Origin of the sequence: Streptomyces sp. NPDC046203, from assembly GCF_040646255.1 — a bacterium.
In the GTDB taxonomy this organism is placed as follows: Bacteria; Actinomycetota; Actinomycetes; order Streptomycetales; family Streptomycetaceae; genus Streptomyces.
In genome coordinates, this window is the sequence record NZ_JBEYZX010000001.1 from 18,142 (window position 1) to 30,664 (window position 12,523).

The 12,523-nt window shown below is 71.5% G+C and carries 11 protein-coding genes; 7 read left to right on the forward strand and 4 right to left on the reverse strand.

Annotated elements, in window-relative coordinates; genetic code table 11:
- Nucleotides 1–43: 43 nt before the first annotated feature.
- The gene (locus tag ABZ990_RS00075) at nt 44–442 is read right to left on the reverse strand and encodes a hypothetical protein (RefSeq protein WP_361222729.1); all 399 of its coding nucleotides are present in this window, start codon (nt 440–442) and stop codon (nt 44–46) included.
- 130 nt (nt 443–572) lie between these two features.
- Nucleotides 573–1,562: a hypothetical protein gene (locus ABZ990_RS00080; RefSeq protein ID WP_361222732.1), complete on the reverse strand. Its 990-nt coding sequence runs from the start codon at nt 1,560–1,562 to the stop codon at nt 573–575.
- Between the two features lie 622 nt (nt 1,563–2,184).
- Here ABZ990_RS00080 and ABZ990_RS00085 point away from each other — a divergent pair.
- From ABZ990_RS00085 to ABZ990_RS00095, 3 genes are all read left to right on the forward strand, one after another.
- A complete protein-coding gene (locus ABZ990_RS00085) occupies nt 2,185–2,937 on the forward strand; it encodes a D-Ala-D-Ala carboxypeptidase family metallohydrolase (RefSeq protein WP_361222734.1) in 753 nt (250 codons plus the stop codon).
- Nucleotides 2,938–3,231: 294 nt separating this feature from the next.
- Nucleotides 3,232–4,749 (forward strand): MFS transporter, encoded by a 1,518-nt coding sequence (locus ABZ990_RS00090; RefSeq protein ID WP_361222737.1) that lies wholly within the window; start codon nt 3,232–3,234, stop codon nt 4,747–4,749.
- A 26-nt stretch (nt 4,750–4,775) separates the two neighbouring features.
- On the forward strand, nt 4,776–5,654 hold the full coding sequence (locus tag ABZ990_RS00095; protein ID WP_361222740.1) for a helix-turn-helix transcriptional regulator: 879 nt from the start codon (nt 4,776–4,778) through the stop codon (nt 5,652–5,654).
- A gap of 13 nt (nt 5,655–5,667) precedes the next feature.
- Here the strand turns inward: ABZ990_RS00095 and ABZ990_RS00100 are convergent, their stop codons facing one another.
- Together ABZ990_RS00100 and ABZ990_RS00105 are read right to left on the reverse strand one after the other, a co-directional pair.
- The gene (locus ABZ990_RS00100; RefSeq protein ID WP_361222743.1) at nt 5,668–6,384 is read right to left on the reverse strand and encodes a type 1 glutamine amidotransferase; all 717 of its coding nucleotides are present in this window, start codon (nt 6,382–6,384) and stop codon (nt 5,668–5,670) included.
- 19 nt (nt 6,385–6,403) lie between these two features.
- Nucleotides 6,404–7,723, reverse strand: a complete 1,320-nt coding sequence (locus ABZ990_RS00105; RefSeq protein ID WP_361223643.1) for a glutamine synthetase family protein — start codon at nt 7,721–7,723, stop codon at nt 6,404–6,406.
- Nucleotides 7,724–8,129: 406 nt separating this feature from the next.
- Here ABZ990_RS00105 and ABZ990_RS00110 point away from each other — a divergent pair, with 406 nt between their 5' ends.
- From ABZ990_RS00110 to ABZ990_RS00125, 4 genes are all read left to right on the forward strand, one after another.
- On the forward strand, nt 8,130–8,705 hold the full coding sequence (locus tag ABZ990_RS00110) for a MarR family transcriptional regulator (RefSeq protein ID WP_361222746.1): 576 nt from the start codon (nt 8,130–8,132) through the stop codon (nt 8,703–8,705).
- A gap of 226 nt (nt 8,706–8,931) precedes the next feature.
- Nucleotides 8,932–10,401: an aldehyde dehydrogenase gene (locus ABZ990_RS00115; protein WP_361222748.1), complete on the forward strand. Its 1,470-nt coding sequence runs from the start codon at nt 8,932–8,934 to the stop codon at nt 10,399–10,401.
- Entirely contained in the window at nt 10,394–11,320 is a 927-nt protein-coding gene (locus tag ABZ990_RS00120) for a 3,4-dihydroxyphenylacetate 2,3-dioxygenase (protein ID WP_361222751.1), read from the forward strand. The genes ABZ990_RS00115 and ABZ990_RS00120 overlap by 8 nt, the downstream gene beginning before the upstream one ends.
- A 237-nt stretch (nt 11,321–11,557) precedes the next feature.
- The gene (locus tag ABZ990_RS00125; protein ID WP_361222754.1) at nt 11,558–12,403 is read left to right on the forward strand and encodes a fumarylacetoacetate hydrolase family protein; all 846 of its coding nucleotides are present in this window, start codon (nt 11,558–11,560) and stop codon (nt 12,401–12,403) included.
- Nucleotides 12,404–12,523: the final 120 nt, after the last annotated feature.

Below are 12,523 nucleotides of genomic sequence, written 5' to 3' on the forward strand. Positions count from 1 at the left end.
GCCCCACGGGCCCGCTCATACGGCGACGGGCCGCCGGGTGGGATCAGCCCCAGGTGCGGATCGAGGAAATCGAGTCGTTGTAGGGGTAGTTGAGGGTGTTCCAGGTGTAGTTGTTCTGGAACACGCCCTGGATGCCGGTGAAGTTGTTGTCGTTCCAGGTGTAGAGCGTCTTGGCGCCCTGGATCTGGATCGAGGAGATCTTGTCCTGGAGGTTCTCGACGCCGGAGCTCGAGTTGTCGCCCTTGCCGAGGTCCGGCGAGTAGGGGTCGTTGCCGACCGACCACCAGTTGCAGTTCTTGAGGTCGTAGTCCCGGCACAGCGACCAGCCCCCGACCGACGTCGCGGCCGATGCCTGGGAGACGAGGGCGAGCGGGACCAGGGTCAGGGCGGACGTGGTCACGGCGACGGCGGCCAGTGACGTGGCTCGGTTCAGGAAACGCATGGTCATCCTCCGGTGGGTCGTACGGATCGGACAGGACGTGCTTCTGCTCCGGCAGGAGGCGGAGCAGAGTTCCAGGGGGAAGCAGGGGAGTGGAGAAAGGGGAAGGGTGCGGCGCGGCTCGGGCGGGCGTTCACCGCTGCCGTCGTACGGAGTCCTCCTCCGCGATCGCCGTGCGCCAGGCGTCGGACAGCGCCAGCCGCTTGAGCCGGTCGACGCCGAGTGCGGGGTCGTGGCGTTTGCCCGGCAGCCGGTAGGCGTGGGTGTTGAGTTCGGTGACGGCGACCCGCAGCCCGTCGGACCGCCAGGTGTCGACCGACCACGCGACGGCCCCCTCGCCGCCCTTGCGGGGGTGATCGCGAGTGGTCTTCACCCGGGTTCCGTCCGCCTGCCCGGCGGCTCCCGCGAAGACCTCCTCCAGGGCCTTGTCGCCCGGCTTCCACCTCTGGACGGTGACCGCGATCAGGCAGCTGCCCCGGCCGTCGTCCACGGTGAGATGCCCGTAGCCCGGGGCTCCTCCCTCGTCGGCGGTCCGCAGCCCCTGGGGCGTCGCACGACGGATGACCTCGGTGATTTTCGCGGCGGGCAGATATTGGAAGGAGGGTGCGGGAGAGGCTCCCCGGGGAGGCGCGGGAACGGCCGCCAGGACGGGATTCCACCGGGCCGAGACGGCGATGTCGGTGAGCTGTCGTCCGTCGAGTGCCGGCGCCGGCCGAGGGCGGGCGGAGCTGTCCCCGCCATCGCCACCACCGCTCCCACCGTCACGGGACGCGGAGACGGCGACCTGACCGCCGTCCCGGTCGATGCGCACCGCCGTCCACCGCTGCCCGGCCGAGGGCTTGGTCTCGTCGACGGGAGACTGGTCGAGGAGCAACGTCGCGCCGTTGTCGAGCTTCGTCACCGTGCACCGGCTGTAGGGGTGTTCGGACGGGTCGGGGCACTGCGAGAGCTGCGCGGCGACGGGTGCTGGGACGCGTCCGACCGAGGCGGACAGCCGACCGGAGCCGCCGGCGTCCGTGTACGTCAGAACGGCGGGGGCCAGCGGTTCCTCCGATGCCTCACCGGACGCGCGTACGGCGAGCCCTCCACCCTGTGGGACGAGAGCCCGCAGCGTGTGGGCCACCGAGGGGCGCCCGTCGGCAGCGGGAGCCTCGGGGGTGGAAGAGCACCCCGACGCGAGGGCCACGCAGGCCACCGCTGTCAGGGTTGCGCGGAGGGAGATACGTGTTCCGCTCTTGGCGGACTGTGAGGGGACGGGAAATGAGGGAGCCGGCCGTGCAGCGGACGCTCCTGTGCCGTCGAGGGCGAACCCGCGATCGCTCGCCGAAGGGCTGTGGCCTGCACAAATATGCGGGTCATCCGGGCGTGATGCGCGGGTGTCGCCAGTGGGGATGGTGCCGGCCATCGGTCCGTCTCCTTGCATCACGAGGGTGGCTTCGCAGGCGCTGACACGCGGGAACGGGAACACACTCCCTCACACGTGTGTCGGGAGATTAGCACACGTGTGAGTGGTGGTCCGGGGCCTCGGGCGAGACTCGGGAAGGGCGGTGCAGCCCGATTCGCCGGTGCTGGCCGTCGGCTTTGTTTGCCCCGCCCGTCGCCCCCGAAGTGAACCCGCCGAGGAGACGAGGTGTCGGTAAAGAGGCGGCTGTTCCACAGGGTTGACGCGCGTCGACCCGGCCGCCAACCTCGGGGGGCGGCCCGGCTGGCGGGTCGTCTCAGACCTGTTCGGCGATGGAGGTCCGATGCGCAGAAGCACCGCCCAGTCCCGCCCCGTACGTCTGCTCCTCTCGTTCGTGATGCTGCTGTCGTCCGTGGTCGTGGGTGTGGTGGCCACCGCCGGCCCCGCGCAGGCGGACGGCTGCTACACCTGGTCGCGCACCCTCTCCCAGGGGGCGTCCGGCGCCGATGTGACGGCGTTGCAGATCCGGGTGGCCGGCTACCCCGGCTACGGTGCCGTGCTGGCCATCGACGGTTCCTACGGCCCGGCCACCACCGCCGCCGTGAAGCGTTTCCAATCCGCGTACGGGCTGGCGGCCGACGGCGTCGCGGGCCCGGCGACCTTCGGCAAGATCTACGCGCTCCAGGACGACGACTGCACTCCGGTCCACTTCTCGTACGCCGAGCTCAACCACTGCAATTCCACCTGGGCGGGCGGTGCCGTCAGCGCGGCCACCGCCAAGTCCAACGCCCTGCGCACCATGTGGAAACTGGAGGCGCTCCGCCACGCCCTGGGTGACCAGTCGATCCGGGTGACCAGCGGTTTCCGCAGCCAGGCGTGCAACAGTGCCGTCGGGGGTGCCGCGACCAGCCGTCATATGTACGGTGACGCCGCCGACCTCGGCGCCGGGCCGCACGCGCTGTGCACCCTCGACAAGGAGGCGCGCAACCACGGCTTCAACGGCATCCTCGGCCCGGGCTACCCCGGCCATGACGACCACGCCCATGTCGACCACCGGGCCAGCCGCTACTGGTCGGCACCCAACTGCGGTATCTGAACTGCGGTATCCGACAAGGGAATTCGCCTCACCTGAACGTGCGAACGGGTGTGCCCGGCCGGAATCCGATCCGGCCGGGCACACCCGGTGCGCGTCGCGGGGACGAGCGTCCGCCGGTCCGGAACCGGGCCGCATCGCCGCACCGCCGGTCGTCGTGCCGAGTGCCGGGTGCCGCCGTTGGAGCGAGTGGCTCGTCAAGGTGGTCCGAGGGTGACCCTGCCAGTGACAGTCTCGGCGGGAGTGTCCTCAAGGCGGATCTGGCAGGCCGCGACCCGGCGCCCGAATCTGGGTGCCATGACGACCACCGAGTCAACCGCCGAAGCGATCACCGAGTCAACCGCCGAACCGGCCACCGAACCGACTGCCACAGAACTGCCCCGGCCCTCGCCCGTCCGCATGACCCCACGTCAGAGCGCGGCCCTGGTGGCGCTGCTGGCGGCGCAGTTCATGCTGGCAGCGGACTTCTCCGTCCTCAACGTCGCCCTTCCCGGGGTCGGCACGGCCCTCGGCTTCTCCGCCGGCGGCCTGCAGTGGATCGCCACCACCTTCGCCCTGTGCGCGGCGGGCTGCACCCTCGTCTTCGGCCGCGTCGGCGACTATGTGGGGCGCCGCAGGATCTTCGTTGCCGGCATGGCCGTCCTGGCCCTCTCCTCGCTGGTCGGCGGCATGGCCGACGCGCCCACGACGCTGCTGTGCGCCCGCGCACTCCAAGGGCTGGCCACCGCCGCCGTCACCCCCGCCGCGCTCGCCCTGCTCACCACCGCGTTCACCGAACCCGCCCTGCGGACCCGGGCGCTCGGCCTGAACAGCGTGATGATGAGTTCGGGATTCAGCGCCGGAGCCGTACTCGGCGGCCTCCTCACCGATGTGCTCTCCTGGCGCTGGGCGTTCTTCGTCAACGTCCCGGTGGCGCTCGCGGCGATCCTCGTGGTCCCGAGGGTCGTGGGCGCCGACCCCGCTCGCGGGACCCGTCCGCACGGCCGGATCGACCTGCCCGGCGCGGTGCTGAGCACCGCCGGACTGTTCGCCGGGGTCTACGGCGTCACCCGCGCCGGAGAGTACGGGTTCGACCTCCCCGCCGCGGTCTGTCTGATCGCCTCCGCCGTCCTGCTGGGCACGTTCTGGCTCGTCGAGAGCCGTACGGCCGACGCCCTGGTCCCGGTACGGGTCCTGAAGAAGCCGGACGTCGCGCTCGGCAATCTCGCCGCGCTGTTCATCTTCGGCGGCGAGACGGCACTGATCTTCTTCACCGGTCTGTACGTCCAGGACGTTCTGGGTCTGTCGTCCCTCGCCGCCGGTCTGGTCCTGCTCGGCATCGGCGTGGGGCAGATCATCGCCGGCGCGCTCGGACCCCGCATCCTGCGACGGGTTTCGCCGCGCACCCTGCTCGGCCTCTCCCTGACCCTCCAGGGCGCCTTCATGCTGCCCGTGGTGGCGGCCGGCTCCGACCCGCGCTGGCTGGTCCCGCTGATCGCCACCCAGTTCGTCAACGCCTTCTTCTCCATGACGGCCGCGCTGTCCTTCATGGTGATCGTGACCTCCTCCGCCGCCGTCGGCGAGCAGGGCATGGCGACCGGCATGGCCACCGAGAGCCAGCAGGTGGGCATGGCGATCGGCATCCCGCTGACGAGCGCGCTGTCGGTCGCCGTCGCCGGGCCGGCGGTGCCCGGCGTCGCCGCCCGGCTCACCGGTATCCACACGGCGGTCGGTGTCACCGCCGTCTGTCAGCTCGTCGCCGGGCCGCTGATCTGGACGGCCCTGCGCAAGGCGGCGGGCAAGCGCCGGCGGCCGGGTGCTCGCCGAGCCGCCTGACCGGACCGGACTCCATAATCGACGGGATGGAGAGCATCGTGAACACGGACCTCGGCGGCTACCTGCGGCGGATGCGCGAGCGCGTCCGCCCCGAGCAGAGAGGGCTGCGGCCCGGTGGATCCCGGCGGGTCCCGGGGCTGCGGCGCGAGGAGGTGGCCGCGCTCGCGGGCGTGAGCCAGACGTATTACACCCGGCTCGAACAGGCCCGGACCGCCCATGCCTCGCCGCAGGTCCTGCTCGCCATCGCCCGCGCCCTGGAACTGGACCCCGACGAGCGGGACTACCTGCTGAAGATCGGTACGCCGGTGAGCGACCCGGAGCGTCCAGCGCCGTGCGAGGACCAGGTGAGCGAGGCCACCCGGATGCTGCTGACCTCGCTGGGCGGCGTGGCGGCGGCCGTACTGAACTACCGCTGCGACATCCTGGCCTGGAACCCGCTCTTCCACCGGCTCTTCGCTCCCCATCTCGACGCGGAAGCCCCGGACCATGCCGGACAGCGCCCCAACGTCATCCGTCTGAACTTCCTGGACGGCGAGGTACGGGCGCTGTACGCGGACTGGGCCGCCGAGGCCGTCTCGAACGTGACATATCTGCGATTCATCTCCGGGAACCACCGGCACGACTCCCGGCTGGCCGAGCTGATCGGAGAACTGTCCATCCAGAGCGACGAGTTCGCGGAACTGTGGTGCCGTCAGCGGGTGGCGAATTGTGTCGAAGGAACCAAGGTGCTCCGCCATCCCGCCGTCGGCGACATGGAGTTGATGTACCAGTCCGCCGACCTCCAGGACGGCAACATCCTCAAGGTCTACCACGCCGAGCCCGGGTCCCCGCACGAGGCGGCGCTGCGATTGCTCGCCCCCGCCCCCGCCCCCGCCCCCGGCCCGGCCCCGGTCCGCTCCCGCTGACGGCCGTGCCGGGTCAGCCGGCCGGCCGGGCCGCCACCCGGTCGAGGAAGGTGTCGACCAAGCGGTACGCGTTGTCCCGCGCGACCCGCTCCATGGCCCGGCAGCGTGCGGTCAACTCCTCCGGAGTGAGGCCGACTTCCGCGCACTGCTCCACCGCGCCGTCGAGGCCGAGCCAGCCCTGGACGATGTCCAGGGTGACCTCGGGGTGGAACTGGACCCCGAGTGCGTTGCCGGTGCGGAACGCCTGCGCGCACACGTCGTTGCGGGCGACCACTTCGGCGCCGGGCGGGGGCAGGCAGCGGTCGAAGTGCCACTGCATCCACGGGCCGGCCGGGACGAGCGCGGGATCGTCGCTGTCGATCTCCACCCAGCCGATCTCGGGACGCGGAGCGCGTTCCACGCTGCCGCCGAGGGCGGTCGTCAGGGCCTGGGCCCCGAAACATATGCCCAGCACCGGGATGTCGAGCCGGTGCGCCTCGCGCAGGAGGGCGAGTTCACCGTCGATCCACCCGCCCACCGCAGCCCTGTCGTAGACGGACCAGGGGGCGCCGAGCGAGACGACGAGGTCCCAGCCCTCGGCGCCGGGGAAGTCGCGGTGGAGGTCCGGTGTCCTGTGCAGTTCCTCGGGGACGACGGTCAGGACCGTCAGCTCGTAGCCCCGCTGGACGAGTCGTTCTCCGACCATCCCGGGAGCGGTCACATGGTCGTGCTGGATGACGAGCGCGCGCATGGCGGTGTCCTTTCCCGGCTCAGTTGATCTCGGCGTACTCACGGAACTCCCAGTCGGTGACGTAGTGGTGGAATCGCGCCAGCTCGTCCCGCTTGAAGGTGAGGAAGGCGGAGACGAAGTCCGCTCCGAGCACCTCGGTGAGCGCGGTGTCCGCCTCCAGGGCGTCGAGCGCCCGGCCGAGGTCCGTCGGCAGCCGGTCCGCGGCGCGGGTGTCGGACGCGTGGCCGGTGGCCGGCGCGGGCGGCTCGGCACCGGCGTCGATCCCGAGACGCATCGCGGCGAGCAGACCCGCGATGGCGAGGTACGGGTTCGCGGTGGCGTCGCCGAGGCGGACCTCCAGGCGGGCGCCGCCGCCGCGCTCCGGCGGGACGCGGACCATCGCGTTGCGGTTGTCCAGGCCCCAGTTGATCAGCCAGGGCGCGGCGGTGTCGGGACCGAACCGCTTGTACGAGTTGACGGTCGGGTTGAGCAGCGCCGACAGGGCGGGGGCGTGGGCGAGGACCCCGGCGAGGGCGTGCCGGGCGATGTCGGCGAGGCCGTAGGGGGCGTCGGGCGCGTCGAAGACGTTGGCTGCGTGCGCGTCGACGAGGGAGACGTGCAGATGGAATCCCGTACCGCCGCCGTCGTTGGTCGGCTTGGCCATGAAGGTCGCCAGCCGGCCCTCGGCGCGGGCGAGTTCCTTGACCGCGGCCTTGAACCGGAAGGCGCGGTCGGCGGCGTCCAGCGCCTCGGAGTGGTCGAGATTGATCTCGAACTGCCCGCCGTCGAACTCGCGGTTGCCGCCGCTGACATCCAGGCCGAGGTCGCGCAAAGCCCGTGTCGTACGCAGGAGATGGCCGTCCGGGTCGCCCCGGAGGCCGGTGGTGTAGACGTTGCCGGGGGCGGCGGCGTAGCGCCGCCATCCGGTGGGTGCGCCGTCGTCCGGTTCGAGCAGCACGTATTCGAGTTCGGGTCCGACGAGGGCGGTCAGACCCGCGTCGTCCAGCCGGGCGGTGACCCGGCGGAGCAGGTCCCTGGGGGACTCGGGCACGGTCCGGCCGGTCGCCGGGTCGTGGACGTCGCCGATGCACCAGGCCACGCCCGGCTCCCAGGGCAGGGCGCGCACGGTGCCGAGGTCCGGCCGGACCAGGACGTCGGGCATGCCCGCCGCCAGGCCGCCGGGGACGTCGGAGTGATCGCCGCGGGCGGCGGTGTGGTAGACGAGGCGGCTGAAGGCGAGGCCGTGTCCCGCCGCGTGCGGCAGGTGCTGCAGCAGGATGTCCCGGCTGCGGGCGGAGCCCATCAGATCGGGGTACGTGACGCGGAGGACGTCGACCCCCTCGGCGGCGAGCGCCTCCATCGTGGGTCGGACCTCGGGGTCGGGGTGGGCGCTCAAGGGAAACTCCAGGGGTGCGACGGGAGTGTGTGCGGTTGTGCGGCGTGGTGGTCCGCGGTCCGCACGGCGGAAGGCACGCCGAAGGCGCGGCCCGGCCGGCACCGGACGGCGGGGAGGGACCGTCGGACGGCCGGGCGGGCCGGGAAGATCATTTGACGCCAAACGATAAGAGCCGGGTGCGGTGCCCACAAGGGGGGCGGGGCGACTTTGTCGGGCCTGTTTCCGGAGGCGGCCCTCCGTGTCGTCCCGGGTGTCCCGGCGCTCCCCGCGCGGTGCGCGGGCCGCCGGAGCCGGGCGGCCGAGGGGGATACCTTTGGCCGCGACGCAACCGCCGGCGGCTCTGCCGTCACCGAAAGTCGAGGAGGATCCCGTGTCCGGGTCCCGCCGCACCATCACCGAAACCGAGCAGGCCGTACGGCGCAGACTGGGCGGTCTGTCCATCCAGCACGAGGCCATGGCCGCCGTGGGAAACATCCACCGCGCCGCCGCGGCCGTCCGCCAGCACCTGGAGAACTCGGTCCTGCGTCCGCACGAACTGACCTGGACCGGCTTCGTGGTGCTGTGGGTGCTGTGGATCTGGGGGGAGGCGGAGAGCTGGTCGGTGGCCGAGGAGGCCGGTGTCTCCAAGGGCACCCTGACCGGGATCTCCCGCACCCTCGAATCGCGCGGCCTGGTGGCCCGTTCCGCCCATCACGAGGACCGGCGCCGACTACTGCTGTCGCTGACACCCGAGGGGGAGCGGCTGATGGAGGAGCTGTTCCCGGCGTTCAACGCGGAGGAGGCGTTCGTCGCCGCGCCGCTCGACGCCGACGAGTGCCTGCGGCTCGCCGACAGCCTGCGGGCCATCGTCAGCAATCTGGAGGAGCAGGGGGAGCGGCGGCGGCGGGAACTGCTCGACGGGGAGACTCTGGCTCCGCGTCGCTCGGGCCGCCGTCCGCGGGGATAGAGCGCGGCATGTGCGCACGGCCCGTCTCTGCGGGGCTCGCGCGTCTCGAAGAGCCGGACACGTACGCGAGTTGACCGTTCGTCGGTTTGCCGGGTGGGGGGTCGTCACCTGCGTGAAAGGGTGCCGTCCCCAGTAAACGTTTGAGTCCAAATAAATCTGTCGGATCCCTTGACACCCCCGCGCGTCCGGCTGTTTATTCGGGGTCAAACGAATTGGAGGTGGGGACATGCCCCGCGAATCTGGGACAGCTGTCGTCGCCGGAGTGCCGGTCGACACCCGGCACTGGATCGGAGGTGAACGCGTCGCCTCCGCCGACACGTTCACCGACCTCTCGCCGATCGACGGCAGCGAACTCGCCGAGATCGCCCGGGGAACCGCGACCGAAGCCGCCGCCGCCGTGGCCGCCGCCAAGGCCGCCTTCCCCGGCTGGGCCGCCACGCCGCCCGCCGAACGCGCCCGCGTCCTCCACGCCATCGCCGACGGCGTGGAGCGACGGCTCGACGACCTCGCGATCGTCGAGACCACCGACAACGGCGCCCTGCTCCGCTCTCACCGGCGCGGTGTGATGCCCCGGGTCGCACACAACTTCCGCTTCTTCGCGGACTGGTTGCTCACCCTCGGCCACGAGGACTTCGAGACCCGCGGTCACACCAACCACGTCGACTGGGACCCGGCCGGCCCGTGTGTGCTCATCACCCCGTGGAACGCGCCGCTCATGCTGGCCACTTGGAAGGTCGCCCCCGCGCTGGCCGCCGGCAACACCGTCGTCCTGAAGCCCGCCGAGTGGTCGCCGCTGACCGCCTCCCTGCTCGCCGACATCGCCGCCGAGGCCGGACTGCCCGCCGGAGTCCTCAACATCGTCCAGGGGTACGGCGCCGAGATCGGCGACACGCTCACCTCGCACCCGGACGTCCGGCGCATCAGCTTCACCGGCTCCGTGCCGACCGCCCGCCGGATCGCCGCCTCCGCGGCCCCGCAGCTCACTCCGGTCAGCCTCGAACTCGGCGGCAAATCACCGCTGTTGGTGTTCGCCGACGCCGATCTCGACCTGGCCGTCGATCTGGCGGTGGAGCAGTACGACAACGCCGGACAGGTGTGCCTCGCCGGCACCCGGCTGCTCGTCGAGGAAGCCGTGGTCGAGGAGTTCACCCGGCGCTTCACCGAGAAGGCGTCCGCGCTGCGCCAGGGCGACCCGCGCGACGAGGCCACCGACATCGGGCCCGTCATCCACACCCGGCAGCTGGAGAAGATCGACGGCTTCGTCCGGCGGGCCGTCTCCGCCGGAGCCTGCACCGTCATCGGCGGACAGCCCCGGGGTGGCAACTTCTACGCCCCCACCCTGCTCACCGACGTGGCCCAGGACTCCGAGATCGTCCAGGAAGAGGTCTTCGGACCGGTCCTGACCCTCCAGACCTTCACCGGCGAGGACGAGGCCGTCCGGCTCGCCAACGACACCCGCTTCGGTCTCGCCGCGACCCTCGTCACCGGCGACCGCGAGCGCGCCGACCGCGTCACCGCACAGCTCGTCGCCGGCACCGTCTGGGTCAACTGCTTCTTCGTGCGCGACCTCAAGGCGCCGTTCGGCGGCTCCCGCCACTCCGGCGTCGGCCGTGAGGGCGGCACCTGGAGCTTCGACTTCTACTGCGACCTCAAGAACACCGTGACCGCGCCGAAGGGATGGCAGGACCGTGGGTGAGATCACCGGAGCGGGCCTTCTCGCCCACGTCCCCACCATCGTGCTGCCCCGCGAGGTCCGGCTGGAACTCAACGAGGGCAAGGAGATCACGCTCGTCACCGGCCTGGAGCAACTGCGCAAGGACGTCTTCGAGCGCGACGACTACGACACCGTCGTCGTCCTCGACTCGCACTGGGCGACCACCGTCGAGTTCGTCGTCACCGCACAGGACCGCCGGGCCGGGCTCTTCACCTCCGAGGAGCTGCCGCGCGGCATGTGCCGCATGCCGTACGACTACCCCGGCGACCCCGAACTCGCCCACAACATCGCCTCGTTCGCCGAGCGCCACGGCACCTACATCACCCCGATCGACGACACCTACCTGCCGGTCTACTACGCCACGATCAACCTCTGGAAGTTCCTCGGCGAAGGACTGCCCGACAAGCGATGGGTCACCATCGGCGTCTGCCAGACCGGCGACGTGGAGGACCACCTCCGACTCGGCCGCGCCCTGGCCGACGGCATCGCCGCCACCCCCGGCCGCCGCGTCCTGCTGATCGCCTCCGGCGCCCTCTCGCACTCCTTCTGGCCGCTGCGCGAACTGCGCGACCACGAGGCCAGCGACCCCGCGCACATCTTCACCCCCGAGGCCCGCGCGGCGGACGAGGAGCGGATCGCCTGGTTCAAGGAGGGTCGCCACGGCCAAGTCCTCGACACCATGGAGGACTTCATGCGGTTCAAGCCGGAAGCGAAGTTCCACCACTACACGATGATGGCCGGCGCTCTCGGGGAACGCGCGTGCACCGCGAAGGCCCGGCAGTACGGCGCGTACGAGAACTCCGTCGGCACCGGCCAGGTCCACCTGTGGTTCGACCGCCCCGCCGGAGGCTGGACCGCCCCCGCCGCCCCTGCCGCGCCCGCCCTCGCCGTACAGCAGTGATCCGTACGGCCGGCCGCCCCGTACGTACGGCCGTGATCCGTGCCGGCGGCCGCCCCGTACACCCGAGACGCCCGTCCGGGTTCCTCGCGGACCCGTGACCCGTACGTACGCCGATCCCCGTACGTACACCAACCCCCTTACGCATACCGGCCCGTACGGACGCCCACCCGCACAGGGGCGAGCCGTACACAGGCCGACCCGCACCGTCCCCGCACACCCGTGACCAGGAGTCCTGCCATGCCCGAATACCGCCGCATCCTGCTGGACGGCGCCGCCGTCCAGGTCGTCGTCGACGGGGACGAACTGCTCGCCGCCGACGGCCGCCGCGTCGCCGTCGAGGACGCCCACCACCTGCCGCCGGTCGAGCCGTCCAAGGTGATCGCCGTCCACCTCAACCACACCAGCCGCGTGGACGAGTTCGGCATCGACCTGACCGACACCCCCACGTACTTCCACAAGCCCGTCTCCGCCCTCAACTCCCACCGGGGCGCCGTGGTCCGCCCCGAGGGCTGCAAGTGGCTCAACTACGAGGGCGAGGTCGCCATCGTCATCGGCCGGACCGCGCGGAACATCTCCCCGGCCGAGGCGGGCGACTACATCGCCGGCTACACCGTCGCCAACGACTACGGTCTGCACGACTTCCGCGACACCGACGCCGGATCCATGCTCCGGGTCAAGGGCTCCGACACCCTCTGCCCGCTCGGCCCCGGCCTGGTCACCGACTGGGACTTCCGCGGCAAGCGCCTGCGCACCTACGTCAACGGCGAGGTCGTGCAGGACGGTTCGACGGACGAGATGACCTGGGACATGCACTACCTCGTCGCCGACATCGCCCGCACCATCACCCTCCACCCCGGCGACGTGCTGCTGTCCGGCACGCCCGCCAACTCGCGGCCCGTCCAGCCGGGCGACGTCGTCGAGGTCGAGGTCGAGGGGCTCGGCCGGCTCGTCAACCACATCGTCACCGGCCCCACCCCGATCCGTACGGACGTCGGCGCCCAGCCCACCGAGTCGGAGGAGGTGCTGTCCACCGCGCTGGGCGGCGACTGGGAGTTCCGCGGCATCAGGCCGCCGAAGCGCTGAACCACGCGTGGACACCAGGCGCGTGGACGCCGAGCGCGCGGATCTCGTGCGCGTGCATCACATGCGCGCGGACCTCGTGCGTGCCGGCGTCCGACGCGCCGGGACCGGACCTGTCGAACC